We start from the raw sequence: 25527 nt of genomic DNA, 5'->3' as shown, positions 1-25527 counted from the left end.
GGTGTCGCCGACGCCAAGTGCTCCCGGCCCGGCGAAGATTCGCATCGACAAGTGGCTCTGGCACGCGCGGTTCTTCAAGACGCGCAGCCTGGCCGCAAAGGTCGTCTCGGGCGGGATTCGGGTGAATGGGACGCCGGTTGCGAAACCGGCGTTCTGCGTTGCGCCGGGCGACGTGGTGACATTCGCTCAGGGGCGGGACGTGCGGGTGATCCGTGTCACCGCCCCCGGCGAGCGGCGGGGGCCGGCTGCGGAGGCGCGTCTTCTTTACGACGATCTGGAACCGCCCGCGCCGCGCGAACGCGATCCCTCGGCCCCGGTGGTCGAAGGTGGCGGGCGTCCCACGAAAAAGGACCGCCGGGCCTACGAGAAGTCCCGGCCATCAGCGCTTGAATGATCCGAAATGCTGGATTAGCAAGGCCGAAACCGATTTGAGGACACTACCATGACCTATGTCGTCGTCGACAACTGCATCGCCTGCAAATATACCGACTGCGTCGAGGTCTGCCCCGTGGATTGTTTCTACGAGGGCGAGAACATGCTGGTGATCCACCCCGACGAATGCATCGATTGTGGCGTGTGTGAACCTGAATGCCCGGCGGACGCGATCCGCCCGGATACCGAGCCGGATATGGAAAAGTGGGTTGAGTTCAACCGCAAGTATTCCGAGGAATGGCCGGTCATCATCACCAAGAAGGACCCGCTGCCAGAGGCTGAAGCCCGCGATGGCGAGACCGACAAGGTGACGAAATACTTTTCGGAGCAGCCGGGCAAGGGCGGCTGATCCCGGTCCGGACGGGTCGTGCGCGGCGCGATTCGGCCGGGTTCCTGTGCGAGCACTACCGGAATCGCAGTAATCCCCTACAAAACAAGGAGATTTTCTGCTGATCGGGGGCGCTAGGAGACGGCCCGTTTTTATGTTATACATATCGCTTACGAGAAGACATCCGCGCAGGGCGCATCGCCCGCAAGTCCGAGGTGGCCTGTATCCGGGGGCCTGACATAGATCGCTGACACCAAGGTGAACGGAAATCCATTGGGTTCCCGTGCACTTTTTTGTCGCCCGACCATGTCGCGCGAAGGCGCCTGCGCAAATCATGTCGGTGCTGCGAGGAAAGACCTAAATGACCAAAGCGAAAAAGTCCGAATTCCGTCCCAACGATTACGTGGTCTACCCGGCGCATGGCGTCGGCCAGATCGTGTCGATCGAGGAGCAGGAGATCGCCGGCATCAGCCTCGAACTCTTTGTCATCTCCTTCGAGAAAGACAAGATGACCCTGCGGGTGCCGACCCACAAGGCGACGGAAATCGGCATGCGCTCACTCTCGTCCCCGGACGTGGTGAGCGAGGCGATGAAGACGCTGCGCGGCAAGGCCAAGGTGAAGCGGGCCATGTGGTCGCGCCGTGCGCAGGAGTACGAACAGAAAATCAACTCCGGCGACCTGATTGCAATCGCGGAAGTGGTGCGCGACCTGCACCGCGCCGACGATCAGCGCGAACAGTCCTATTCGGAGCGTCAGCTCTACGAGGCCGCGCTTGAACGCCTGACCCGCGAAATCGCCGCCGTCTCCGGCGACGAGGCCGCCGCGGCCCGTCAGGTGGACGAGGTGCTGGGGCTGCGCGCCGCGTGATCGGCGTCAAGACCTTCAATAGATCTGAACGGCGTCCCCCGGGGGCGCCGTTTTTCGTTCAGGACGCGGCGATGTTCCGGGCGCGTCCTGCTTCTTCTTGGTCCCAGTCGCCAGGGGGGCGGGGAGTCGGGGCTGGCCCCGGTCGAAAATCGCTGGCGATCAGGCGACGTCCTGCTTCCCCCGCTCCTCAAGCGCGGTGAAGAGCGCCGTTTCCAGCTCTTTCTCCAGTTCCCGAGCGCGGGCGATATAGGGTTCGTTCTCGGTCGCCGGCATCGCCGGATCCCAGAGCTGAGCGAGCTCCCGAACAGTGTGGCGGTCGTGGTGGTAAAAGGTTTCCTCCGCGATGGCCGCTTCGTAATCGGACATGCCGACGTTCTCCAGAACGTAACGCCCGGCGCGCAGCGAGGAGTCGAACATCTCGCGCACGATGTCGTTCGCCCCGGCCTGATAGAGCGAATACACGTGGTTGCGGTCGCGCGCGCGGGCGACGATGTGCAGGTCGGGCCGGACGCGTCGGGCGTAGGCCACGAGCTTGGAGTTCGACTTCGGGTCGTCGAGCGCCGCCACCAGAACTCGCGCGGTCTCCAGCCCCGCCGCGTGCAGAAGTTCCGGCCGGGTCGGATCGCCGAAGAACCCCTTGTAGCCGAACCGACGCATCAGCTGGATCGTCGGCATGTCCTTGTCCAGCACCACGGTGCGATAGCCGGAGGACATCACCAGCCGGTTGACCACCTGCCCGAAGCGGCCGATCCCGGCGATGATGACCGGTCCGGATTCGTCGATTTCGTCGGCTTCGGCGTGCTCTGTGATGGCTTCGAACCGGACGCGCAGGTAGTCGAAAAGCAGGAACAGAAGCGGTGTGATCAGCATCGAGAGCGCCACCACGAGCAGCATCCGGCTGGCCAACGCCTCCGGAAAGACCTTTTGCTGCAGGCCGAAGGAAACGAGGACAAAGCCGAACTCTCCCGCCTGTGCCAGCCCGAGCGTGAACAGCCACAGACCGCGCCGCCGCAACCCGAAGGCGCGACCGAGGATGAAAAGCACGGCGCCCTTCACGAGGATCACCGCCACGGCGAGGCCCAGCATGGTGAGCGGTTCCATCATCAGGCGTTCTATGTCGATGCCCGCGCCGACGGTCATGAAGAACAGCCCAAGCAGGAGCCCCTTGAAAGGTTCGATATCGGATTCAAGCTCGTGCCGGAACTCGGAGTTGGCCAGCACGACCCCTGCGAGGAAGGTGCCAAGCGCAGGCGAGAGGCCGACGAGTATCATCAGGAAGGCGATGCCCAGCACGATCAGCAAGGCCACGGCGGTGAACATCTCCGGCAGGCGGGAGCCGTGGATATAGCGAAATAGCGGTCGCGCGCCGTAGATGCCCGCAAAGATGATCGCCGCGACGATGCCCAGCGTGACGCCCGCCGCCTGCCAGCCTTCCAGCCCATCGACCAGCGACATGGCGGCGTGATCGTCCCCGCCACGGATCGCGCCGTTGTCCACGGCGCGCCGTATGGACCCGTCGGGGTTGACGGAGACTTTCGGCACCACCGCCAGCAGCGGCAGGATGATGAGCAGGGGGATCACCGCGATGTCCTGAGTCAGCAGAACGGAAAACGCGGAGCGCCCGCCGTTTGTCTGCATCAGCCCCTTTTCATTGAGCGTTTGCAGCACAATGGCAGTGGAGGAGAGGGCAAGCGTCATCCCCACCGCCAGCGAGGTCTGCCAGGCATAGCCCAGCGAAATCGCTCCCAGCATCAAGGCCACGGTCGTCAGAACCACCTGCAGGCCCCCCAGCCCGATCAGCCGGTGCCGCATATCCCAGAGCGCGCGTGGCTCGAGCTCCAGCCCGATCAGGAACAGCATCATCACCACGCCGAATTCGGCGAAGTGGCGCAGGTCTTCGGTATGGGCCACGAGACCCAGGCCGGGGCCGATCACGAGGCCCGCGATGAGGTATCCCAGCACCGATCCCAATCCGAGCCTCGCTGCAATGGGCACCGCGATCACGGCGGCGGCGAGGAAAACGGAGGCCTGATAGAGAAATTCGTTCAACGGTGGGGTTCCTGCTGGGGTTTCCATCATGATGCGTTGCAGGGTGCGGGAAACGCAACATGCGGCGGTGTCGTTCGGACAAGTTTCGCATGTTCATGGTGGAGAACCGCCTAACGCGAGCCAGTTCCGTGGCGGTGTCCAATCGCCCGCGTGGCGATCGGAGGCATAGTCAGCCCCCGCCGGAGGCGCGACCAGCGCGGGGCGGGGGCCTCGGGAAGGGTGGCGCGCAACTCCGGCAGGCCCAGGCCACCGGAAAGGAAGGCGCCGTAAAGCGGAAACACCCCGGCGCGCAGGTAGGGCGACCAGTGGCAAATCAGCCGCTCTCGCGCGGCGATGCGGTAGCCCGCAGCCCGCAGCGCCTGAAGGCTGGCGGCGTCGTCGAGTTGCAGGGTGACCATGTTGGGAAGCGCCGCTGGTCCTTGCCCTTGACCCAGCATCCGGTCACCGCGCGTCTCCGGGGCCACGAGGCGCTGGAAGAGGAAGTCGAAAAGGTCGTTTTCCCGCGTGGTGACGTTCAGCACCTGCGTATGTCGCCCGGAAACGCTCCGCAGCGCCTTCTGGGCGGTGCCCGCGAATTCCGCCGCCGCCAGCAGAACAGCGCGGTTGATTGCCCCCGGACGGCCCGCGCGGATCGCCGCGAGGGCGACGCGCGCGCCGAGCGAATGGCAGATCAGGTTGACCGTTCGGCCTGGATCGAGGTCACGCAGGCTGTCCAGCAGTCCGGAGAGAGCGAGGCCCGCAGTCTCCGCCCTCCGGTGTGCGTCCCAGAGCGAGCCGCGCGCGGGCCAGCCGAAGGAGATGCCCAGGCCCTCGCCGCGTTGTCCGCGCAGCCCAAGGTGGCGGGGCCAGCTGATGATGCGTGCCCCCATGCCCTCGGGCGCGCGGTGAAAGAGCGTTTCGTGCGGACAGCTGAGGCCGGTGCCGGGCGCGTAGCGATAGCCGTGCACCATCACGGTCACGGGACCGTCGTCCTCTGCCAGGGCACGGGCGAGGGCAGGCAGCAACGGTGCGGAGCTGCCGTGCAGCCCGGCGCCGTTTTCCGTGACAGTGATGCGTAGAATGGGCATGGCAGCGGTCGCCTACATCTTGGGCATGGCCAGTAGGCAAAGCCTGCGACTGTTTGATGAAGGCGGGGTGACTGCTCTGTGACGGTCTTGAAATCTCTTGTTAACAGGCCTATGAGCGCGGCGTGGCGATTTGTTACCGGATTGCGGGCCACGGGTGGAGCACGCTCAAAAACCGCTAAAGAGGTCAGACGAAAGCCCCCTTTCGCTTGGCCGGAACGGGGCTTTTTTGTTGAGGAAAAATACCATGACCGAGAAGAAACTGGGTAAACGGACGACCCTCGTGCACGGCGGCACCCGCCGGTCGCAATACGGCGAGGTGAGCGAGGCCGTCTTCCTGACGCAGGGCTTTGTCTACGACAGCGCGGAGGCGGCGGAGCAGCGGTTCATCAAGGCTGGCGATGACGAGTTCATCTACGCACGCTATGGCAACCCGACAGTGCGCATGTTCGAGGACCGCATGGCGGCGATCACCGGCTACGAGGACGCATTCGCCTGCGCCTCGGGCATGGCGGCGGTCAACGGCGCGCTCATGGCGCTGTCGAAGGCGGGCGATCACGTCGTGGCATCGCGGGCGCTGTTCGGGTCGTGTCTTTTTGTGCTGGAGAGCGTGCTGGCGCGGTTCGGCGTGGAAATCACTCTGGTCGACGGCACCGATAACGCGGCGTGGGAGACGGCGATCCGCCCCGATACCGCGCTGGTGTTCCTGGAGGCGATTTCAAATCCGACGCTGGAGGTGATCGACCTGCGCCACGTTGTCGAGGTCGCGCACAGGGTCGGCGCGAAGGTCATCGTCGATGACGCCATGGCCACGCCGATCTACTCCTATGCGGCAGGCTGTGGCGCCGATCTTTGCGTCATCTCCACGACAAAACACGTGGACGGGCAGGGGCGGATGCTGGGCGGCGTGGTCTGCGGCGACCGTGAAACGATCCGTGGCCCCGTGGAAACTTACCTGAAGCATACCGGCGCGGCGCTGAACCCGTTTTCCGCCTGGGTGCACCTCAAGTCGCTGGATACGCTGGATTTGCGGGTCCGGGCACAGGCCGCCGGAGCGCTGAAGATCGCGGAGACACTGGAGGGGCACCCAAAGCTGACAGGCGTGCGCTATCCCGGTCTCGCCAGCCACCGGCAGCATGCCATCGCCATGCGCCAGGCGGAGTCAGGAGGCACGGTCCTGGCCTTCGAAGTGGCGGGTGGCCGCGATGCCTGCTTCCGCGTGCTCAACGCATTGGAGATATTCACCATCTCGAACAACTTTGCCGATTCGAAGTCGATCGTGACCCATCCGGCTACGACGACGCACCAGCGGCTCCCGCAGGAGCAGAAGGAAATTCTTGGCATCACACCGGGGCTTGTGCGGCTTTCTGTTGGCCTGGAAGACACAGATGACCTGCTTGCGGACCTGATGTCGGCCCTGGAGAAGGCATAAGGACAGAAACACTTGATCTGGAAGGCGATTTCGCGCGTAAACTGTGCATCATAGAAAAAGGAGCGGACAGAACTTATCTATCTGTTACGCAAGAAAGGGCAAAAGAGGCTTCCCTGATGAACGTGCATACGCCTGAGATCGACCGCAAACCGAGCCGCGCAGACGCAGAAAAAGCCCTCGCGCTGCTGAAAATTTGGGCGGGCCAGGCGCACGCCGCCGAGGTCGACGCGCTTGATCCGGTCATCGCGCGGTTGGCGCCCGACGCGGCACCGGATGCCTATCCGGTGCTGTCGCGGGAATATCCTGAGGGGTTCAGCGTCGATACCCTTTACAAGGCGGGTCTGCCTGACTTGCAGAACGGGCCCTCTTCGCTGATCCGCGGCGCAAACCGGGTGATCCAGCACGTGGGCATTTCGAACTTCCGCCTGCCGCTGGGCTACCACACGCGCGACAGCGGCGACCTGACTTTGGAAACGTCGGTAACCGGCACCGTCAGCCTTGAGGCGGATAAGAAGGGCATCAACATGAGCCGCATCATGCGGTCCTTCTATGTCCACGCGGAGAAGACCTTCAGCTTCGAGGTGATCGAGGCGGCGCTTGACGACTACAAGACCGACCTCGAAAGTTTTGACGCGCGCATCAACATGGCGTTCCGGTTCCCGCTGAAGATGGAAAGCCTGCGTTCGGGCCTTTCGGGCTACCAGTATTACGACATCGCGCTGGAACTCGTGGACAAGGCGGGCGAGCGGGTGAAGATCATGCACCTCGACTATGTCTATTCCTCCACCTGCCCCTGTTCGCTGGAACTGTCCGAACACGCCCGTCGCGAGCGCGGGCAGCTGGCTACGCCGCATTCGCAACGCTCGGTGGCGCGGATTTCGGTCGAGGTGAAGCCCGGCGATTGCCTGTGGTTCGAAGACATCATCGACATGTGCCGCCGGGCCGTGCCGACGGAGACGCAGGTCATGGTAAAGCGCGAGGACGAACAGGCCTTCGCCGAACTGAACGCCGCAAATCCGATTTTTGTCGAAGACGCCGCGCGGCTTTTTGCCGAACAGCTGCAGCACGATCCGCGCATCGGCGATTTCCGTGTGGTGGCGAGCCATCAGGAAAGCCTGCACAGCCACGACGCGGTGTCGGTGTTGACCGAAGGCAAGCGTTTCGAGCAGGACAGCCTCGATCCGAAGCTGTTCTCAAGCCTGTTCCACGTCGGCTGAAATCCGGGGCACAGGGGCGATGAACCGCCGATTCAAAGGGCACTCCGCGGGGGTGCCCTTTTTGTATGGTCCCCTCCAGGAGACTTGACGGGGTTCCGTCCCATATGGTCGGCAGGGGAGAAAACCGCCACCGGAGGTTTCCGCAGATGACACGCGACAACGTTCAGCTCTGCTTCGGCCAGGCCGCTCTGTCCAGCCGGATCGACCGTTTCCTCGTGGAACGGGGCCTTGGCTTCAACCCGTATGCGCTCAGGCGGGCGCGGTTGCGGGACATCATCGTGCTGGAGTCGCAAAACGATCGCGAACTGGCCGCCATCGGCCTTTCCCGCGACCAGATCCTGCCCTACGTCTTCCGCGACCTGCTGTCGGACTGACGCCGCGCTACGGCTTCGGGCGGGTGAAGCGCGCTTGACAGGCGCGGGCCGGGTCTCCAAGGCTCTGACCATGCTGGATATCCGCCCTGTCGCCTATGTCATCGGCCTGCTGGTCACGGCCCTCGGGGCCTGCATGGTGCTGCCCATGCTGGTGGACCTCGCGGAAGGCCGCGGCGAGTGGCATGTTTTCCTCACGAGCGGGATCATCACCATGCTGACCGGCGGGCTGGTGGCACTGGCCTGTTCCAACGGCATCGGCGAGGGGCTGACGCTGCAACAAACATTTCTGTTGACCACCGGCGTCTGGGTGGCGCTTCCGCTTTTTGGCGCGCTGCCCTTCATGTTCGGCGCAACGCAGGCCAGTTTTACCGACGCCTTCTTCGAAGCGATGTCGGGCCTGACCACCACCGGCTCCACGGTGTTTGCCGGACTTGATGAGCTGCCCAAGGGACTCCTGATCTGGCGGGGCCTGCTGCAATGGCTGGGTGGCATCGGCATCATCGTCGTGGCGATGGTCTTTCTGCCGGAACTGAAGGTGGGGGGCATGCAGATTTTCCGCTCCGAGGCCTTCGACACCATGGGCAAGATCCTGCCCCGCGCAACGCAGATCTCGGCATCGATCTCCTCGATCTACATTTCGCTGACCGTGGTTTGCGGGATTTGCTACATCTTTACCGGCATGAACGCTTTCGACGCGACGGTGCACGCCATGACCACCGTCTCCACCGGCGGTTTCTCCAATTACGATGCCTCCTTCGGCATGTTTTCCGGCCCGGCGGAATACGTGGCGGCCATCTTCATGATCCTCGCGGCGCTGCCTTTCGTGCGGTACGTGCAGATGCTGAACGGCACGGAAAACGCCCTGTTGCACGATAGCCAGGTGCGGGCCTTCATCGCGACCATCGCGGTGTTGGTCGCGGTCACCGCCATTACGCTGCTGTGGATCTTTCCGCATCACCCGGAGCAGGCAGCGCGTGAGGCTTTGTTCAACATCTCCTCGATCATTTCGGGCACCGGCTATGCCAGCGTGGATTACATGCAGTGGGGCAATTTCCTGATCGCGCTGTTCTTCTTCATCGGCCTGATTGGAGGCTGCGCAGGCTCGACGGCCTGCTCGGTGAAAATTTTCCGCTACCAGCTGCTCTTTGCGTCGATCCGAGTGCAACTGAGGCGCATCCGTTCGCCGCGCGGCGTCTTCGTGCCGCGCTACGACGGGCGCCCGGTGGGGCCGGACGTGCTGAGTTCGGTGATGAGCTTCTTCACTTTCTTCGTGGTGTCGCTCGGGGTCTTCGCCGTCGTCCTGGGGTTGCTGGGGCACGATTTCATCACAGCCGTCTCCGGAGCGGCGACGGCACTGGGCAACATCGGCCCGGGCCTGGGCGATCGGATCGGCCCGGCAGGCAACTTCGCGGGGTTGGGGGACGCAGCGAAATGGGTTCTGGCCTTCGCCATGCTCGTGGGCCGACTGGAGGTCCTTGCGGTCTACGCGCTCTTCACTGTCCGCTTCTGGCGCGGCTGATGGCGATGGAAAACGGGGCAGCCGCCGGCGCCAGGCCCCTTGCCGGATGTCTGGAAGAAAAGGCTTCGGTTGGGCACATAGTGGCAAAATTTTTTTGAAACTTCCCTTGACGGAGCTCTGGAATGGAGATGTCAGGCGAAGTCTGTCTGGCGAAAAATCCGCGGCAGCCGAAAAAAGATGGACTCCGCGCCCATTTTTACAGGTGGATGTGAACTTTTTTCGGAACGCGCAATGCGCCCCTTTCGGTTCCTCCTGATCCCCGCGACGGCCGGGGGCGCAGGCTGAGGTTCGCCACCGCGGACTTCCCTCGCGACGAGGTCGGCGGCACTGGCGACAAGAATACTTCGAATGCGGTTCTCGCCGACCGGAATCCGTGATCAGGAACAACCGCGCTGTTGCCGCGGGATACAGGCGCCTGGGGGGTTTGCAACGCTTCCACGGTAAGGCCTGTGGCAACGAGCGAAGTCCTTCACAGGGCAAGACGTTGGAGACCTGGCCAAACCACGATTGGAAGAGCGGTGGCCGCCGGTTCGCGACGGGTAGCCAGACGCTGACCCTCAACTGGCCCAACCGCAAGAAACCTCTGGTCGTCGCGGGCCGGGTGGATGTGGCCCCACTGTCCTTCGCAAGATACGAGTGGGAATGACACCGATACCGATACCGACACCCGTGAGGTTCTCAATGCCAAGCGGCGCAACGACCTCAACCCGACGGCTCAGCAACTCGATAGCCTACCGGAGTTCGTGTTGAATGCGGAATTCGACCGGGAGATCGTAAAGCGGCTTTCCGGCCGGCCTCTCGGCTCTCTTTTGGGTTGGCCCTACCACACGAAGTCCGAACCCTCCCGGGTCGTTGATCTCAAGACCGACCGCCCGGAGCTCTCAACGGAGCGATGCGCGAGATTGATGCGCCTCGCCATGCTGCGGAGCGTGGACAGCTATTTCCACAAGATACACAGCAATGTGCGCCGTCATCCCGGCCTGTCTCGACGCCAAGCGCGAATGGCCGGACCTGGGATCGCCACTTCCTCTACAAGCCGGGGGCGCTGGTAAAGATCATCGAGATCTATCGTTTCCACCACAACTGGATGGGAAAACGGGGCACGTAACGCCTTCCGCGATGAAACTCTGTCTCGCCAAAGGCAAGGTCTACGAGCGGGATCTCCTTGGAGAATAAACGAAAAAGCGCGCTGCCATCGGCAGCGCGCAATATTCCAGACATCCGGTAAGGGCCTTGCGCCGGCGCGCTGCCCCTGCTTCTTCTTGGTTAAAATATTTCAGGGGTGCAGGGGCGGGGCCCCCGGGCGGTCGCCTGCCGCAAGGCAGGCGAAACCGCACTCATCCGATCTCGGCAAGACGCGCGAGCGCGTCCCTGAGCTTGGCCTCGTCGCTCTCGCGTTCGGTGAGGTTGGCGCGAACTTCTTCCACGACTTCCTCGGGCGCGCTCTCTACGAACTTGGGGTTGTTCAACCGCCCGCGCAGGCCGCCCAGTTCCTTGGCCAGCTTGCCCAGCGTTTTCTCCAGGCGCGCCTTTTCCTCCGCCACATCGATGATATCCGCCAGTGGCAGGCCGAATGTCGCGGCGCCCACCGGGATGGTGACGCAGCCCTTGGGAAAATTCTCCACCTCCTGCATGGAGTCGATCCGGGCGAGGCGTTTGATCAGCACCTCGTTGCGGTCCCATGCCCCGCGTTCCTCCGTCCCGAGGCCCATGACCAGCGTCGGGACGTATAGCCCCGCCGGCACGTGCATCTGCGCCCGCGCCGAGCGGACGCCCTCGATCAGGGAGATCGCCCAGGAAATCTCGGCCTCTGCCGCCGGGTCCACCAGTTCGGCCGCCGTGTAGGCGGGCCAGTCTGTATGCACCAGCATCTTCGGGCGGGTACCCAGCGTGCCCCAGAGTTCTTCGGTGATGAAGGGCATTATCGGGTGCAACAGGATCAGGCACTGGTCGATGACCCAGGACATGGTTTCCCGCGTCTCTGCCGCCAGTACCGCGTCCTCGGAGGCGAAGAGCGGCTTGGAGAACTCCACGTACCAGTCGCAGACCTTGCCCCAGACAAAGGCATAAAGCGCGTTCGCCGCGTCGTTGAAGCGGTACTCGGCCAGTGCCGCATCCACCGTCTCGCGGACTCGGGCGGTTTCGCCCATGATCCAGCGGTTCAGCGTGGCGCTGGGGACGGGGCGGTTATTCGTGGAAAAATCATGCCCCGTGGCATCGTTCATTTCCGCGAAGCGGGCGGCATTCCACAGCTTGGTGCCGAAGTTGCGGTAGCCCGCGATGCGGTCCATGGACATCTTCAGCACGCCGCCGATCGACGCCATTGCCGCGTTGTTGAAGCGCAGAGCATCGGCGCCGTACTCGTTCACCACCTCCAGCGGGTCGATGACGTTGCCCGTGGTCTTGGACATCTTCTTGCCCTTCTCGTCGCGGACGAGCTGGTGCAGGTAGACCGTATGGAAGGGGATCTCGTCGACAACAGCCAGCTGCATCATGATCATCCGCGCCACCCAGAAAAACAGGATATCCGACCCGGTGATCAGCACGTCCGAGGGGAAGTATTTCTGCATTTCGGGCGTGTCCTCGGGCCAGCCCAGCGTGCCGATGGGCCACAGGCCGGAGGAGAACCACGTATCCAGAACGTCCGGGTCGCGGAAGATCGGCAACTGCATCGGGCCATCGAAGGTGCGGATGGTACCCTCGTCTGCCACATCCATGGTTTCGCGGACCTGTTTCAGGACCTCGCCCGCCTCCCATGCATCGGCCACGACGCGGAATTCCGTGCCCTCGGGGGACATGGCGACGGCGCGCTCCAGCGCCTCTTCCTCGGTGGCTGCGCAGACCGGGAACCAGTCTTCCTCGCCGGGGATGTACCACACGGGGATCTGATGACCCCACCAGAGCTGGCGCGAGATGCACCAGGGCTCGATGTTCTCGAGCCAGTGGTAATAGGTCTTCTCGCCGGACTCTGGCATGATCCTGATGCGCCCATCGCGCACGGCATCGAGCGCCGGGCCCACGACCTTCTCGGCATCGACGAACCATTGGTCGGTCAGCATTGGCTCGATGACCACCTTGGAGCGGTCGCCGAAGGGCTGCATGATGGGCTTTGCCTCCACCAGTGGGACGAGGTTCTGGTCCTCGGTGCGCATTTCGCCGCCCTCTGACGGCTCAAGCGGAGCCTTCACAGCGGCCTTGCCCAGACGCGGGTCGGTCGCCTCCGTCATGACGGCAAGGCCCTCGGCTGTGATTTCCGCCACGACCTTTTCCCGTGCCTCGAAGCGGTCGAGACCGCGCAGGTGATCGGGGACAAGGTTGATCAGGTCGGTCTCTGCCTCGGTGAGCGTGCGCTTGTGTTTCGCCACCTCCATGGCGATCGCTGCGGCCTCGGCGTAGGGTGCGCCGTCCGCGCGCAGGTGGCCGCGCACGTCCATCAGGCGGTACATCGGGATACCGCCCCGCTTCGCCACCTGGTAATCGTTGAAGTCATGCGCGCCGGTGATCTTCACCGCGCCGGAACCGAAGGTCGGGTCCGGGTATTCGTCGGTGATGATCGGGATCAGGCGGCGGTGTTCCTTCGGGCCTACCGGGATCTCGCAAAGCTGACCGACGATGGCGGCGTAGCGTTCGTCATCGGGGTGGACCGCCACGGCGCCGTCACCCAGCATTGTTTCGGGGCGGGTGGTGGCGATGGAGATGTAGTCGCGCTCTTCCTCGAAGAGTACGGTGCCGTCCTCGTCCTTCTCGACGTAGGTATAGGTCACGCCATTCGCCAGCGGGTACTTGAAGTGCCACATGTGGCCCGCGACCTCGACGTTCTCCACCTCAAGGTCCGAGATCGCGGTCTCGAAATGCGGGTCCCAGTTCACCAGCCGCTTGCCGCGATAGATCAGGCCCTTCTCGTACATGTCGACGAAGACCTTGATGACGGCGTCGTGGAAGTTGCCTTTCGAATCCGCCTCCGGTGCGCCCGGCGCCCCGGACATGGTGAAGGCGTTGCGTTCCCAGTCACAGCTGCTGCCCAGGCGGTGCATCTGCTCGATGATCGTGCTGCCGTATTGCGTCTTCCAGTCCCAGACGTGGGTCAGGAAGTCCTCGCGCGCCATGTCGGTGCGGCGCAGGCCCTTCTCGGCCTTGAGCTTTTTCTCAACCTGCAACTGGGTGGCGATGCCCGCGTGGTCCTGCCCCGGCTGCCAAAGCGTGTCAAAGCCGCGCATCCGGTGCCAGCGGGTGAGGATGTCCATCAGCGTGTGGTTGAAGGCGTGACCCACATGCAACGCGCCTGTCACGTTCGGCGGCGGCAGCATGATGGTGAAGCTTTCGTCGCGCGACTTGTTGGCACCGGCGCGGAAGGCCCCGCTCTCGATCCACTTGGCGGAGAGGCGGGGTTCGGCCTCGGCGGCGTTGAATGTTTTTTCCAGCGGCATGTTCGGGACCTCTTTCGTTTGTAGAGGTCTGTAGCGAAAGGGCGCGGTGAGGGGAAGGGTCGCGTGGGTATCGGGGGGGGGCATGGCAGCTTTGGAGGCTGTCGGAGGATCCTGCGGACTTGCGGGCGGAGCAGACCTGTTTCGCCTGCGGCAAAAGGCGGCCCGCCCGCCCGAGGAAGCCCTGCGCAAGGGAACCTTGTTTCAGAGACTCGGATTGCCCTTCCCGGCCCGTGAGGAGGGCACTGCTCTCTACGCCCAACGGAGCCGCTGGGCGGGGGCGGGATAAAGAAACCCGCGGTGCCGGGCACCGCGGGTGGAGTAAACGAGCGCCCCAGGGAGGAGGAGAGGGGCCCCGATCCGAATACGTGCGCGGCGGTGCCAGGGAGGAGGAGAAGCACCGCCGCTTATGTCGAGGCCCCAGGGAGGAGGAGAGGGGCTCGGCATCTTTGGGCCATGAGGGGCCCGGTATGGGGTGCGACGGTGGCAGGGAGGAGGAGAGCCACCGTCGCTGATGTCGGAAACCCCAGGGAGGAGGAGAGGGGTCCGGCATGTGTCGTGGGCCTCGGTTCCCCGGTGGGAAGAGCGGCCCGGTATGGGGTGCGACGGTGGCAGGGAGGAGGAGAGCCACCGTCGCGTATGTCGAGGCCCCAGGGAGGAGGAGAGGGGCTCGGCATCTGCTGGTCCATCAGGGACCGTTGTCGGATCGCGACGGCGCCAGGGAGGAGGAGCGGCGCCGTCGCTGATGTCGGAAACCCCAGGGAGGAGGAGAGGGGTCCGGCATTTTTTGCCCCGATGGGGGCGTTGTCTGCGGGCGGGCATCCAGGGAGGAGGGATGCGCCGCCTAAGTCGGACCCGGCGGGAGGAGGAGTGCCGCGTCCGAAATTCTGCCCGAGATCAGATCTCGGAAGCCGCCTGGTAAGACACGCGGCGGATCTCACCGCGGCTCAGGCCGAGGTCGGCCAGTTCGCGGTTCGAGAGTGCCGACAACTCGCGGAAGGTCTGGGTAAAGACCTTGCGGCGGGCGCGGCGGGCCTGGAAAGCTGCTATCAGACCCGAGAAACGGTTGCCCAAAGCGGTTTGGGCTTCGGTGGTGAACTCGGTTGCGTGTGCCATGGTTCCGTGCCTCTCTGGCAAATATCATGTCGTTGGCGTTGTTGCCGTCGTTGGCTAGAAGATGGAGCAAATGCTGCGGGTGCACAATGACCGCCAAGACAATGCCGCCATGCAGCAAATGCATGGAAGATGCATATGAAATCAGCATATTGGTGCCGAATGGACGGGCAATGCCGAGCATGGGTTGCGGCGACGGGGCGTCAAGAACGCCTTAAAAGAGAAAATCGGAGAGTTCGGACATGAATGATGTGAAGAGCGAAGTCGAATCGGTCTTGGCGCGCGTAAAGGTTCCAGGAGGCGGCACGCTCCTGTCCGAAGACTTGGTCCGCGCGTTGGTTGTGGAGGCGGGCGACGTGCGTTTCGTGATCGAGGCCCCCTCCGCCGAGGTTGCCCGCGAGATGGAGCCGGTACGCCGCGCGGCGGAAGAGGCGCTTCAGGGGATTCCCGGCGTGACCTCGGTGCGCGTGGCGGTGACGGCCCATGCCGCGGCGCCGGCGCCATCGCTCAAGATGGGCGGTCACATGAAGCCGCAGGCGGAACCCATGCGCCCGGAGGGGGTGAAGGCAATGATCGCCATCGGCTCCGGCAAGGGTGGCGTTGGCAAGTCGACGGTGTCCTCGAACCTTGCTGTCGCTCTGGCGCGGGCGGGCAAACGTGTGGGCCTGCTGGATGCCGATATCCACGGGCCGTCGCAGCCTCGCATGTTCGGGGTGACGAAGCGCCCTGCTTCGCCCGACGGCAAGCGCATCGAGCCGTTGCACGCGCATGGGGTCACGCTGATGTCGGTTGGGGCCATGTTGCCGGAAGGGAAGGCGGTGATCTGGCGCGGGCCGATGCTGATGGGCGCCTTACAGCAGATGTTGATGCAGGTGAACTGGGGCGAACTGGATGTTCTGTTGATCGACCTCCCGCCTGGGACGGGGGACGTGCAACTGACGCTGGGCCAGAAGGCGCCGCTGACCGGGGCCATCGTGGTGTCGACGCCACAGGACGTGGCGCTGATCGACGCGCAAAAGGCGCTGGATGCGTTTGGCACTCTGAAGGTCCCGCTGCTGGGGCTGATCGAGAACATGGCGGTGTTCACCTGTCCGCATTGCGGCAAGGACAGTCATATCTTTGGTCATGGCGGCGTGGTGGCAGAGGCGGAGCGACTGGGTGTGCCGTTGCTGGCGCAACTGCCCATTGACCTCGACACGCGATTGGCGGGCGACGCGGGCACGCCGGTCGCGCTGGGAGAGGGGCCAATGGCGGAGGCCTACGCGGGGCTGGCGGAACGTTTGATCCGGGGCGGCATCGTCTGAGACGCTGGCGGCGTCCTGCAGGTGAGTATTTGGGAAAAGAAGAAGCGGGGCGCGTTTTTTTTATTGCCGCACGCGCGTCTGGTCGGGTGATGGACGGCTGCGGGCTGTGCGGGAAGAAGGCTCCGGTGGGAACCTTTCAGCACTGTCGCCGCGTCGCCGGTCCGCCAGTCGGTCGATCAGGGGGCTTCCCGTCGGTCGGCAACTTGTTTGAAGTGAACGAAGCCGATCCGGGAAAACGTCCTGTTGCGCGTTCGTACCGCGCCGGAAGCCCGGAGCCGGCGTGGCACGCGGTCTGTCAGCGGCGGGAACTGCAGCGCCGCCGATCCAGGGGGCCAGAAGTCGCGCGGCAGACCGTCAGGCCGCTTGCTGCAGGTGCAGGAAAAGATCGGTGACCAGAAGCGCCGGGTCAACGTTCACGGAGCGCGCGTGACGTGCCCGATCACCCGCGTCCTGGATCGCCTGCGCCCATGCCCGACCCCGGGCCGGATCGGGGGACAGGCGGCGCAGGATCTCTGCCTCGCCGGGGACGATGGGCGCGGGCGCTTCGCCCAGAACCCCGGTGCGGGCGAGGCGTGCCGCGATGCGGTCGGCCAGCGTCAGGGTCAGGGCGAGCCGGTCCTCCCGCCCTTTGCCGGAGCAGCCATCGGCCAGCGTCAGCAGAGCGGAGCGGTCGAGTCGCGGCAGGGAGGCAAGCACCAGCAGGATCTGACGATAGAGCGCCAGCCCGTCCTGATGATGCAGGCGAATGGCGGTGCCGACAGAGCCTTCGGAAAGAAGCGTCAGCGCTTCGGCCTCGTCGGGGGGAATGTCGGCTTCGGCCTGCATGAGGGCTGCGGCCATGTCATCATGCCCCAGCGGCGAAAGGCGGAGGCTCCGGCAGCGGCTCTTGATTGTCGGCAGGAGGCTGGCGGGCTGATGCGCGATCAGCAGCAGCGTGGCACGGGCAGGCGGTTCCTCAAGCATCTTGAGAAGTGCGTTGGCGGCCTGGGCGTTCATCTCGTCGGCGGCATCGACGATTACCACGCGGCGGCCACCATCGGCCGAGGACATGGAAAAGAAATGGGCCAGCTTGCGGACTTCGTCCACGCGGAGGTAGGTGGAAAACTTGCCGTCGGCGAAGTTCTTCTGCTGCTCGGAGTCGGAGGTGCCGGAGCCACCGCGCCGCAGGAGGAACAGCCCCGGTTCGGAGCGTGCCAGGATGCGCCGGGCGACCGGATGTTCGGGGTCGATGTCGAGGCTGGCGGGCGGCGGCGGCGCGCCGAAGAGGCCGTCATCCGCCTGTGCAGGCGTCGCAAGAAGGAAACGCGCGATGCGCCACGCCAATGTCGCCTTTCCAGTGCCGCGCGGGCCGGTGATCAGCCAGGCATGATGCAGGCGATCGGCATTGAACGCGGTCAGAAAGTCGCGTTCGGCCTGATCCTGTCCGAAAAGATGCCGAGTCTCCCGCGGGTGCGGTGCGCCGTCGATGCGATCAGGTTCGGGGGCGATCTCAGCCATGGGTCGTCTCGGATAGCTGGGCGGTGACGAGGGCGTGGATCTCGGAGGCGACCTCCGCCGGGTCGCGGTTGCCGTCGATCACGCGGATTCGGTCGGGAAATTCCCTTGCGAGCGCCAGAAAGTCGGCGCGCATCTGTTGTTGCAAGGCAAGCCCGAAGTCCTCAAAGCGTTCTTCGGCGGTGGCGCGGGCCTTTGCCCGGGAAAGCGCCGCGACCGGGTCCATATCGATCAGCAGGGTCATGTCGGGCTCGGTGCCGATCATCAGGCTATGCAGCTGGTCCACAGTGGCGCGCAGGCCCTGACGCCCCTGGTACATGCGGGTCGAGTCCGCGAAGCGGTCGCAGATAACGATGCTTCCGGCAGCGAGCGCGGGGCGGATGGTGCGTTCGAGGTGATCGCGGCGGGCGGCGGTGAATAGCAGAAGCTCGGTTTCCGGCGACCAGCGGTCCGGTTCGCCTTGGAGCACGAGGGCGCGGATTTCCTCTGCCCCCGGGGAGCCGCCCGGCTCACGGGTAAGAACGGGGACGCACCCTTCCGCCTTCAGCCGCTCGGCCAGCAGGCGGGCCTGCGTCGACTTGCCCGAGCCGTCGATGCCTTCGAAGGAGAGAAACAGGCCCTGCGGAGCCGGGCCATTCCGGGCCGCGTCCTGCGTCACGTGGCGTCCTGCGCTGCTTCGGTTTCCATTTCCGAGGGCTGCGCCGTGAACCGCTTCAGCAACACAGCCGATACGGTCATCATGCGGTCGAAGAAGCCGCCCGCCGCCACATCCCCGGCGGCAACCAGCGGCACGCGGGTTTCCGGCAGGCCCTCGGGCTGGATGATGAGTTCGGCCAGGCGCTGGCCCTGTTTCACCGGCGCCTCGATCGGGCCGGTATAGACCACCTCTGCCTTTACACCGCCAGCGGTCATGGTGGGCAGCAGCAGGGTGATGTCCTTTTCCGCCACGAGGTCGACCGCGTCCTCTGCGCCCAGCCAGAGTTCGGCCTGCGTGACCGGCTGGCCCTGCTTCACGATGGTCTGCTCGGCAAACTGGCGGAAGGCCCAGTTGACGATGGCCTCGGACTGCTCGGCGCGCTCGGCGGCGGAGTCGAGTCCGGTGATCGCGAAGACCACGCGGCGCTCTCCGTTCTTGGCGGAGCCGACCAGCCCATAGCCTGCCTCGGCGGTGTGGCCGGTCTTCAGCCCGTCGGCGCCGATATCCAGCGCCAGAAGCGGGTTGCGGTTGGTAGTGTTCGATGGTGCCCGACCGTCGAAGGCGAACTTTCGTTCGGAAAAGATCGGATAGAAGTCCGGGAAGTCCTTGATGATATGGCTGGCCAGCAAGGTCAGATCGCGCATCGACATGACGTGCCCTTCGGCGGGCCAACCGGAGGCGTTCTTGAATTGCGAGGCGGTCATGCCGAGTTGCGCGGCGCGCTGGGTCATCAGCCGGGCGAAGCCCTGTTCGGTGCCGTCAGGGGACAGCGCTTCGGCCAGCACGGCACAAGCGTCGTTCCCCGAGAGCACGATGATGCCGCGCAGCAAGTCCTGCACTGCGACCCGGTCCTGCGTATTGAGGAACATGGTGGAGCCGCCATAGGACATGGCGTGCTGCGATACGGGAAGTTTTTCTTCCAGCTGAAGCTGCCCGTCGCGGAGCGCCTCGAAGGCGATGTAGAGCGTCATCAGCTTTGACATGGAGGCCGGCGGCAACGGGTCGTCTGCGTTCTTGTCCAGCAGCACCGTGCCAGTGGTCATGTCGATGACAAAGGCGGCGCGGGCCTTGGTGTCAAAGGCTTGCGCGCCACTGGTCATCATCGCCAGAAGGGCGGCGGAGGCCAGAAGACGCCGGGCGGTCTGCCGCAGAGCTGGTATGAAAGATATCATCGGAAATGTCATGGCGGCCTCGTGCTCCATGGTCGATTCTGCTCGTCCCCGTTTATCGCGCAAAGGACGGAGCGTGTCACCCGGGGCGGCGACGGACCGCCGGGCGTGAAAGGATCGCGAGTCCGGCTTGGTGCGTGGTGCACCCGCGGTTGTGGGAGGGTTCATGCGGATATCGCCCATCACCGCGCCGGGATTCCCTATTCGCAGCCTGCGATGGATCAGTCGGTCACCGCGTAGGCGTCTTCGAACCCGTTCTTCTTGATGGTCTTGAGCAAAGTCGCGCGTTCCTCGGTGGTTTGCGCCGGGCCCACGACCACACGCCAGAACGGTTTGCCGCTGGAGTTGCCCGGTATCACCGTGGGCACCAGCCCGGCCTGCCGCATGGCGACGGCGGTGTTGCGGGCGTTTTCCTCGACCGAGAAGATGCCGATCTGCAGGTAAGGCTTCTGCAGGCCAGACCTGACTGCGGGCTCTGGTGCGGCACTGGCCGCAGCGGCCTGAGTGGGCTTCGGCGCGGAGGGGGCGGGGAGGCTGCTACTCTCGATTGCGGTGCCGGCGGTCTTCGGCGGGGCGGCGAGTGCTGCGGCGGCTGACCCGGCGACCGGATCAAGAGTGCCTTCGGTCACATCGGGTGCGGCGGGCATGGCACCCGTGGCCGCCACCGGCTGCGCTGCGTCCGCTGGCGTGCTCTCGGTCTTGGCTTCCTCGCGACGCAGGGCGACCACGTCGAGGTTGGTCGGCGCACCGGCCAGCATCCCGAGCGCCGCCGCGGCGTCGGAGGACACTTGCAGGCGGGGCCCGGGCGTGGCGCGTTCCTTGCGGAAAAGCGCACCGATCACGTACTGCCCGTTCGAGGTGTTGCGGATGATCGCCCGCTCCGGCTCCTTGACGTCGGGATGCGCCACCCAGACGCCGCCGAGCGAGGGGCGGCCATCCCAGAGGCCAGCTTCCTTCGCCGCAAAGATTTCGGGCGCCTCGACGTCCCGTTCCGTGGTGCGCGCAGGCGCCGACCCGGTGGCGTTGCGGGTCACCGCGTCGCCGCCCTTCGGTTGCAGGATGCCGGGCATCTGTCCATCGGCGCAGGCCGAAAGCGCAACGAGTGCTCCGAGGAACAGGGGGGCGCGCAGAATGCTGCCTATGGGAGAACCGCTCATGTCTTGCCTCTTGCCTGTGCCACCGCCTCGTTGGACGGCCCGAACCGGTGGGCCGGTCGCGGATGGTGTTTCATGCCTCATAGCCGTGCGCTGCCGGCCCGGTTTTGCCGCGAGAGTAACGTTTCGCGAAGGCTCTGAAAAGCCTGCAAAACGGAATGCGCGGATTTTCCCCCGAGCGCGCTTTCAGAATCGCGACGGGGGCGCTAGGGAGACCGGGACCGGAGGTTTGGCAGAGTGGTCGATTGCGGCGGTCTTGAAAACCGTTGGGCGTGAGAGCGTCCCCAGGGTTCGAATCCCTGAGCCTCCGCCATTATCCCCATTGCGAACCAGTGACACCGCCCTGACGGGCACGGATTTTTCCGTGTTATTAAAGGGGTTTGCGAGGTCTGACCGTACCTCATAGACGCGCCGCCTGTCCGAAGCTGGGCTCTGAATGGCCATCAGTCTCAGTTTGGGCGAACCTCGTCCGTTCCGGTTCGGTCCACTTTTGATGTTACTTTTCAACGGCCTAACTTGAAGGCCCGCCAAAACCCAAACGCGCGATCCGAACGACATCGATGGTAACATAGCCAGAACACGCGGTAGGCGTGCCATCAAGAAAGTCGACGGTTCGGCGCGCACTCAGGGCGGTGCCGAACCGTCGCTGAAGCTACTTAATCTCAACGTAATCTACATGTCGATTTCGACACGAGGGTTTTGGGCGTTGAGAAGGTGGTACTTCGCGTCAGCCCGCATAAGATCCCAGAAAAGGCGGGGGATGAGGATGCGGGCCTCTAGGGCCAAGAACGAGTTGCCGCTGGCGATGTCGACGTTGAAGGCCAGCTTGGAAGTGTGTTCGGTCAACCGGCTAAGGTGACCGTTGCGCCAAATGAACCGACGACACAACACGTTCTTGTTCGTATTGTCGACATAGACGATTTCGCCGGGATCTGGAGTTTCAACGAGGTCTTTGGCCCCAAGCGGCACGAACGCCTCATCGCCATCCGCAGGTCGAAGCAGCAATTCGTTACCGACCTTGTCGAGATCATCTGCGCCACACGGTTGCCTGAGCATCAAGCTGGCCAAATTCATGATCGCAACGAGGTCGTTAACGTAGGGCAAGCTCTTCCCCGAGCGGCAGCGCTTTACCAGCGATTTTAGCGATGGCGGGTAGCGGTTCGGATTGATGCCGACAGCGTGAAAGATACCCTCCCACTCGGCGATCCTGTCATTGACATAACGACACGAACCTATCGAACCCGCATGGCGGCGAAGGGCTTCAGCAAGCATTTCAGGGGCCGAGGCGGTGTCAGGCACCTGGATGGTGAACACGCACCGAGAATAGTCTGGTGCGTGTTCAAAGACCCGCGGGTCGATCGCGATGCTATGCATCGTTTTGCCCCCGCCGATCGAGTTCTCGCGCTTGTTCGGTCGCGCCTGCCGTGACCAAAGCCCTACGCAGGAATTTTGTCCGAAGTAGCTCAGGCGCGTTTACTTCCGGGTTCGCGAGGCTTCCGCTGTCAGCGACGAAACGACGACAGACAAACGCGTGGGCGTTGTACACAGTGTTAAGGGCCGCAGCGAAACGACCATGCGCTTCCGCGAAATTGTCTTTCGCCGACCTCATACCACGCAGACGCTTCAGCAGTTCGGCATGATCTGCCGAGAAGACGCCACTAAAGTCTTCATGGACTTTCGCCATGTCGTTTCGGACCCAGTCGTAGCCTTCATCGATGAAGTCCGCCGCGAACTGCATCATCACGACCGAGCCGAGTAGCAAATCTGTGACATCATCGAGTCGATCTTCGCTCGGCCTGCGTTCGAAGGCATCGATTGCTAGCACCAACCCCTGAATGTGCGTGAAAAACAGCCGGTGCCCCGCTTTCCAGCGGTATGCGTCAGGCGACAACACATGCGTTTGTTCAGCCATCGTACGCCTCCTTAAGCAGAACCTGAGCTTGAACCTGTACAGCCCGCAGGAAAGCATTCAGGGCCAACGGATCGAGGCTGTGACCCCGTTTTGCTTCTTCACCAACTTCGACCAGCGAGGCAATGAACGCGGATGACAGCTCGTCTGCCGGGTTCTGTGAAGTACGTTCGACATCGAAGTACTCATCGTACATGTCGAACTTCTCGACACCCAACTTCTCAGCAACGGCGCTGTCCGTCTTTTGGGGTGCCTTCTCGGGCAAGCCCAACAACGCCAGCTGGTCCAGATCGGACAACTGGTTGCGGGCCAGCACTTCGAGATGATGTCGAATGGCTTCGTTCTCGCCAGCCAGTGGGCACTTAAGCGCCTCGGGGCTTGGCAGTCTGATTCTTGCAGATTTCATAGCATTCTCCAAGTTGATGGAAATGCCTTGTCTGCCCGTCGGTTTGATCGTAGCGTCGAGACCTACCACAGCCGTTGTGAGCTACGCGACGGACAAGAAGGCACCGTGACTTGTGTCACGATGCCTTCTTACACCACAGATTTTGTGGCACTCTACGGCATCTATTAATGCCGTTACCTGACCCTACGATAACTTACGAAATCCTACGCAGCTCTACTGACGTGGGCCACGCGATTAAGCACTGCCTGCCGAATCGCCGCAGTTTCAGGACACCGAAATGCGTCAGCGCCATTTTCAACCCGATTGGCACCGACGGGCTTGTAATCGGTGTTATTCGGCGGCAGCCGTTCAACCCGCAATGGATCAGCGAGCTTCAACACCGCCATTGCTGCCTTTGACACATCGTCGGCCACGTTGCTTGGCACCAAAACACAGCGGCCCTGTGCCATTTGGACGATCGCGTCAGGCGTTAAGTTTGCCGCAACGGCAAGATCTGAAACTGGGTCCACTTCTGAATTAATCAGCTGGCCGGATACCTTTCGTATTGCATCTCCAAGGCCGACTACTCGATAGCCAAACTCCGTCAAGGCGTGCTGCGGATCAAAGACGCTGGAGTCAATATCAATGTTTTGTTTGTCGGCATATCGACCGAACGCGCGAAGAAAATTAAGCGCCATTCCTGATTTCATCAGGTGCCCGCGATAACATATCCGCTCAATCGTGGTGCTATTTGGACTCTTGAAATTCAGATCACGCAATAAAAGGGTCATGTCAGATGCCTGCTCACCTACATGTATGGCCCTCATTAAGCCCTCGCGGTCGACAAACGCATAGCGAGCAGCTGGTTGCCCCCCATTTTTTCTAAGCTGAACCACTGTCACTATACCCCCCTTTGCGTCATCGTAATCTAGCGTAATTTAACGGAGTGTACTCAGTTCTTGGACTCAATCAACCGTCAAAAACCCTTTCCGGCTGCTCGACCCACGTCAGCTCCGCCACGCCGCAGAGGTCAAAGATCGACAGCATCGTGGGCTCGCGTCGCAGGACCAGCCGCTCCAGCACCGATGGCGATAGCCAAGCCAGCCGGATCACGCGGCTGACGTATCGGTCGGAGATGCCCTCCGCTCTGGCGAGATCGGCGATGGTGTTGACGTCGCCGCGCTCGAGCCTGCGCCGCCAGTCCCACGCGCGGCCGATGGCGCGCAGCAGGCGGGCATCCTGGCCGCGATCCATGGCGACTTCGATTTCCTTGGGCGGCAGAATGCGAGGGCGGCCGCCGCGATTGCGCATGGTGAGCGGTATGTGGACGCGGAGGGTTTCTGGCTCTGCCATCACGCCACCTCCGTCTTGGCCGGGGCCATCAGCGCGGCAATCGCGCCCAAGCCTTCGTGGCGGAGATCGACCGCCAGCCCGGCCTCGCTGGCGGTGACACGCGCGACCAGAAGCCTGACGACGCGCGCCTGCTCGGCCGGGATCAGCGCCTTCCACATGTCGTCGAACTGGGTGAGCGATGCGCTGATCGCCGCCTCGCCAAGGTCTGGCCGATCCTTGCGAAGTGTCCGCGACACCCGCGCGGCGACCTCCGGGGTGCGCAGCAGGCGCCGGATTTCGCCGACCACGGCATCCTCGACCATGCCACCGGGCAGCCGCTGCGGGCCTCGCAACTCTGCCTTGGGACGTTTTTTGACCACGTCCATCGACACGTAGTAGCGATAGCGCCGCGAGCCCTTCTTGGTGTGGTGCGGGGTCATCGCGACACCGGTCTCGGTGAAGATCAGTCCGCGCAGCAGCGCCGGTGAGGGTTCCTTGGCAACGGCAACCCGTTTGACGCGGTTGTTCGCGATCACATCGTGCACCTCGTCCCATAGTGGCTCGTCGATGATCGCGTCGTGCTCGCCGGGATAGGCCGTGCCCTTGTGCACAGCGAGGCCGCGATAGACCTTGTTGTGCAGGGTCTTGAGGAGCGAGGTCTTGTCGTATGGCCTGCCGGTCTTGGTCAGGATCGCACGCGCGTCCAACTCGCGGATCACCTCCGCCGTGGAGCTTGATCGGGCGTAGAGTGTGAAGATCGTCCGCACCGTCTCGGCCTCGTCTGGGTCCACGATCAGCTTGCGGTCCTTCACGTTGTAACCCAGCGGCACCGGTCCACCCATCCAGATGCCCTTCTTGCGCGACGCAGCGACCTTGTCGCGGATCCGCTCGCCGATGACCTCGCGCTCGAACTGGGCAAAGCTGAGCAGGATGTTCAGCGTCAGCCGTCCCATGGACGTCGTGGTGTTGAAGGACTGCGTGACGGACACGAAGGTGACGCCGTGCTTGTCGAAGATCTCGACCAGCTTGGAGAAATCCATCAGGGCGCGGCTGAGGCGGTCGATCTTGTAGACCACGACGATGTCAATCAGCCCGTCCTCGATGTCGGCGATCAGGTCCTTAAGCGCGGGCCTCTCAAGTGTCCCGCCGGAGAAGCCGCCATCGTCGTATTTATCGCGCAGGCGGCGCGTTCTCCACTCGCGACGCGATTTTCGATGACGCGATAAGATTCCTCGCCCACGAAGCAAACGATCAGATCCCTCA

The 25527-nt window shown here is 63.6% G+C and carries 22 protein-coding genes and 1 tRNA gene; 9 read left to right on the top strand and 14 right to left on the bottom strand.

Features of this window, described 5'->3' with window-relative positions; genetic code table 11:
• The first annotated feature begins 1 nt into the window (after position 1).
• From J5474_RS17075 to J5474_RS17065, 3 genes are all read left to right on the top strand, one after another.
• Positions 2-394, top strand: a complete 393-nt coding sequence (locus J5474_RS17075) for an RNA-binding S4 domain-containing protein (RefSeq protein ID WP_209362306.1) — start codon at positions 2-4, stop codon at positions 392-394.
• 48 nt (positions 395-442) lie between these two features.
• Positions 443-781 carry a ferredoxin FdxA gene (gene fdxA, locus J5474_RS17070; RefSeq protein ID WP_209362304.1) on the top strand — a complete coding sequence of 113 codons (339 nt, stop codon included), beginning with the start codon at positions 443-445 and terminating at the stop codon, positions 779-781.
• A gap of 340 nt (positions 782-1121) precedes the next feature.
• Positions 1122-1628 carry a CarD family transcriptional regulator gene (locus J5474_RS17065; protein ID WP_209362302.1) on the top strand — a complete coding sequence of 169 codons (507 nt, stop codon included), beginning with the start codon at positions 1122-1124 and terminating at the stop codon, positions 1626-1628.
• 159 nt (positions 1629-1787) lie between these two features.
• Here J5474_RS17065 and J5474_RS17060 read toward each other — a convergent pair whose 3' ends face one another.
• Both J5474_RS17060 and J5474_RS17055 read right to left on the bottom strand, forming a co-directional pair.
• The gene (locus tag J5474_RS17060; RefSeq protein WP_209362300.1) at positions 1788-3677 is read right to left on the bottom strand and encodes a monovalent cation:proton antiporter-2 (CPA2) family protein; all 1890 of its coding nucleotides are present in this window, start codon (positions 3675-3677) and stop codon (positions 1788-1790) included.
• Between the two features lie 110 nt (positions 3678-3787).
• Positions 3788-4744, bottom strand: coding sequence for an alpha/beta hydrolase (locus tag J5474_RS17055; protein ID WP_209362299.1), 957 nt, complete (start codon positions 4742-4744; stop codon positions 3788-3790).
• A gap of 244 nt (positions 4745-4988) precedes the next feature.
• Between J5474_RS17055 and J5474_RS17050 the strand changes: the two genes are divergently transcribed.
• From J5474_RS17050 to J5474_RS17035, 4 genes are all read left to right on the top strand, one after another.
• Complete coding sequence (locus tag J5474_RS17050) at positions 4989-6173, top strand: aminotransferase class V-fold PLP-dependent enzyme (protein ID WP_209362298.1); 1185 nt, start codon at positions 4989-4991, stop codon at positions 6171-6173.
• A 116-nt stretch (positions 6174-6289) separates the two neighbouring features.
• A complete protein-coding gene (gene folE2 / locus J5474_RS17045) occupies positions 6290-7390 on the top strand; it encodes a GTP cyclohydrolase FolE2 (protein ID WP_209362297.1) in 1101 nt (366 codons plus the stop codon).
• Between the two features lie 146 nt (positions 7391-7536).
• On the top strand, positions 7537-7764 hold the full coding sequence (locus tag J5474_RS17040; RefSeq protein WP_209362296.1) for a hypothetical protein: 228 nt from the start codon (positions 7537-7539) through the stop codon (positions 7762-7764).
• A 70-nt stretch (positions 7765-7834) separates the two neighbouring features.
• A complete protein-coding gene (locus tag J5474_RS17035; RefSeq protein ID WP_209362432.1) occupies positions 7835-9283 on the top strand; it encodes a TrkH family potassium uptake protein in 1449 nt (482 codons plus the stop codon).
• A 1337-nt stretch (positions 9284-10620) separates the two neighbouring features.
• On the opposite strand, the gene J5474_RS17030 is transcribed toward J5474_RS17035, so the two are convergent.
• Entirely contained in the window at positions 10621-13710 is a 3090-nt protein-coding gene (locus J5474_RS17030; RefSeq protein WP_209362295.1) for a valine--tRNA ligase, read from the bottom strand.
• 894 nt (positions 13711-14604) lie between these two features.
• Positions 14605-14823, bottom strand: a complete 219-nt coding sequence (locus tag J5474_RS17025; RefSeq protein ID WP_209362294.1) for a DUF1127 domain-containing protein — start codon at positions 14821-14823, stop codon at positions 14605-14607.
• 239 nt (positions 14824-15062) lie between these two features.
• Between J5474_RS17025 and J5474_RS17020 the strand changes: the two genes are divergently transcribed.
• Positions 15063-16124 carry an Mrp/NBP35 family ATP-binding protein gene (locus J5474_RS17020; RefSeq protein WP_209362292.1) on the top strand — a complete coding sequence of 354 codons (1062 nt, stop codon included), beginning with the start codon at positions 15063-15065 and terminating at the stop codon, positions 16122-16124.
• 354 nt (positions 16125-16478) lie between these two features.
• On the opposite strand, the gene J5474_RS17015 is transcribed toward J5474_RS17020, so the two are convergent.
• The 4 genes from J5474_RS17015 to J5474_RS17000 all read right to left on the bottom strand — a co-directional run bounded on the left by J5474_RS17015 (position 16479) and on the right by J5474_RS17000 (position 20641).
• Positions 16479-17621, bottom strand: a complete 1143-nt coding sequence (locus tag J5474_RS17015) for a DNA polymerase III subunit delta' (protein ID WP_209362290.1) — start codon at positions 17619-17621, stop codon at positions 16479-16481.
• The gene (tmk, locus tag J5474_RS17010; protein WP_342454058.1) at positions 17614-18276 is read right to left on the bottom strand and encodes a dTMP kinase; all 663 of its coding nucleotides are present in this window, start codon (positions 18274-18276) and stop codon (positions 17614-17616) included. Before tmk ends, J5474_RS17015 begins: the two co-directional genes overlap by 8 nt.
• Entirely contained in the window at positions 18273-19499 is a 1227-nt protein-coding gene (locus J5474_RS17005; RefSeq protein WP_245216533.1) for a D-alanyl-D-alanine carboxypeptidase family protein, read from the bottom strand. Before J5474_RS17005 ends, tmk begins: the two co-directional genes overlap by 4 nt.
• A 206-nt stretch (positions 19500-19705) precedes the next feature.
• On the bottom strand, positions 19706-20641 hold the full coding sequence (locus J5474_RS17000; protein WP_209362288.1) for an SPOR domain-containing protein: 936 nt from the start codon (positions 20639-20641) through the stop codon (positions 19706-19708).
• A gap of 220 nt (positions 20642-20861) precedes the next feature.
• Between J5474_RS17000 and J5474_RS16995 the strand changes: the two genes are divergently transcribed.
• Positions 20862-20951, top strand: a tRNA-Ser gene (locus J5474_RS16995).
• Between the two features lie 359 nt (positions 20952-21310).
• On the opposite strand, the gene J5474_RS16990 is transcribed toward J5474_RS16995, so the two are convergent.
• The 6 genes from J5474_RS16990 to J5474_RS16965 all read right to left on the bottom strand — a co-directional run bounded on the left by J5474_RS16990 (position 21311) and on the right by J5474_RS16965 (position 25511).
• Positions 21311-22012, bottom strand: coding sequence for a B3/B4 domain-containing protein (locus J5474_RS16990; RefSeq protein WP_209362286.1), 702 nt, complete (start codon positions 22010-22012; stop codon positions 21311-21313).
• The gene (locus J5474_RS16985) at positions 22005-22550 is read right to left on the bottom strand and encodes a hypothetical protein (protein ID WP_209362283.1); all 546 of its coding nucleotides are present in this window, start codon (positions 22548-22550) and stop codon (positions 22005-22007) included. The genes J5474_RS16990 and J5474_RS16985 overlap by 8 nt, the downstream gene beginning before the upstream one ends.
• Positions 22543-22953 (bottom strand): hypothetical protein, encoded by a 411-nt coding sequence (locus tag J5474_RS16980; protein ID WP_209362282.1) that lies wholly within the window; start codon positions 22951-22953, stop codon positions 22543-22545. Before J5474_RS16980 ends, J5474_RS16985 begins: the two co-directional genes overlap by 8 nt.
• A 203-nt stretch (positions 22954-23156) precedes the next feature.
• Complete coding sequence (locus J5474_RS16975; protein WP_209362280.1) at positions 23157-23723, bottom strand: hypothetical protein; 567 nt, start codon at positions 23721-23723, stop codon at positions 23157-23159.
• Between the two features lie 178 nt (positions 23724-23901).
• Complete coding sequence (locus tag J5474_RS16970) at positions 23902-24285, bottom strand: hypothetical protein (protein WP_209362278.1); 384 nt, start codon at positions 24283-24285, stop codon at positions 23902-23904.
• On the bottom strand, positions 24285-25511 hold the full coding sequence (locus tag J5474_RS16965; protein ID WP_245216532.1) for a recombinase family protein: 1227 nt from the start codon (positions 25509-25511) through the stop codon (positions 24285-24287). The genes J5474_RS16970 and J5474_RS16965 overlap by 1 nt, the downstream gene beginning before the upstream one ends.
• Between the last annotated feature and the right edge of the window lie 16 nt (positions 25512-25527).

It is taken from the genome of Sagittula salina (assembly GCF_017813235.1).
Lineage (GTDB): Bacteria > Pseudomonadota > Alphaproteobacteria > Rhodobacterales > Rhodobacteraceae > Sagittula > Sagittula salina.
The sequence above is the reverse complement of the archived record's forward strand: the minus strand, read 5'-3'. Positions and strand labels throughout refer to the sequence as shown.

Coding starts and splice junctions, on each gene's coding strand:
- fdxA (WP_209362304.1), top strand. CDS start 443: ATGACCTATGTCGTCGTCGACAACTGCATCGCCTGCAAATATACCGAC.
- J5474_RS17065 (WP_209362302.1), top strand. CDS start 1,122: ATGACCAAAGCGAAAAAGTCCGAATTCCGTCCCAACGATTACGTGGTC.
- J5474_RS17055 (WP_209362299.1), bottom strand. CDS start 4,744: ATGCCCATTCTACGCATCACTGTCACGGAAAACGGCGCCGGGCTGCAC.
- J5474_RS17050 (WP_209362298.1), top strand. CDS start 4,989: ATGACCGAGAAGAAACTGGGTAAACGGACGACCCTCGTGCACGGCGGC.
- folE2 (WP_209362297.1), top strand. CDS start 6,290: ATGAACGTGCATACGCCTGAGATCGACCGCAAACCGAGCCGCGCAGAC.
- J5474_RS17040 (WP_209362296.1), top strand. CDS start 7,537: ATGACACGCGACAACGTTCAGCTCTGCTTCGGCCAGGCCGCTCTGTCC.
- J5474_RS17035 (WP_209362432.1), top strand. CDS start 7,835: ATGCTGGATATCCGCCCTGTCGCCTATGTCATCGGCCTGCTGGTCACG.
- J5474_RS17030 (WP_209362295.1), bottom strand. CDS start 13,710: ATGCCGCTGGAAAAAACATTCAACGCCGCCGAGGCCGAACCCCGCCTC.
- J5474_RS17025 (WP_209362294.1), bottom strand. CDS start 14,823: ATGGCACACGCAACCGAGTTCACCACCGAAGCCCAAACCGCTTTGGGC.
- J5474_RS17020 (WP_209362292.1), top strand. CDS start 15,063: ATGAATGATGTGAAGAGCGAAGTCGAATCGGTCTTGGCGCGCGTAAAG.
- J5474_RS17015 (WP_209362290.1), bottom strand. CDS start 17,621: ATGGCTGAGATCGCCCCCGAACCTGATCGCATCGACGGCGCACCGCAC.
- J5474_RS17005 (WP_245216533.1), bottom strand. CDS start 19,499: ATGACATTTCCGATGATATCTTTCATACCAGCTCTGCGGCAGACCGCC.
- J5474_RS17000 (WP_209362288.1), bottom strand. CDS start 20,641: ATGAGCGGTTCTCCCATAGGCAGCATTCTGCGCGCCCCCCTGTTCCTC.
- J5474_RS16990 (WP_209362286.1), bottom strand. CDS start 22,012: ATGCATAGCATCGCGATCGACCCGCGGGTCTTTGAACACGCACCAGAC.
- J5474_RS16985 (WP_209362283.1), bottom strand. CDS start 22,550: ATGGCTGAACAAACGCATGTGTTGTCGCCTGACGCATACCGCTGGAAA.
- J5474_RS16980 (WP_209362282.1), bottom strand. CDS start 22,953: ATGAAATCTGCAAGAATCAGACTGCCAAGCCCCGAGGCGCTTAAGTGC.
- J5474_RS16975 (WP_209362280.1), bottom strand. CDS start 23,723: ATGACCCTTTTATTGCGTGATCTGAATTTCAAGAGTCCAAATAGCACC.
- J5474_RS16970 (WP_209362278.1), bottom strand. CDS start 24,285: ATGGCAGAGCCAGAAACCCTCCGCGTCCACATACCGCTCACCATGCGC.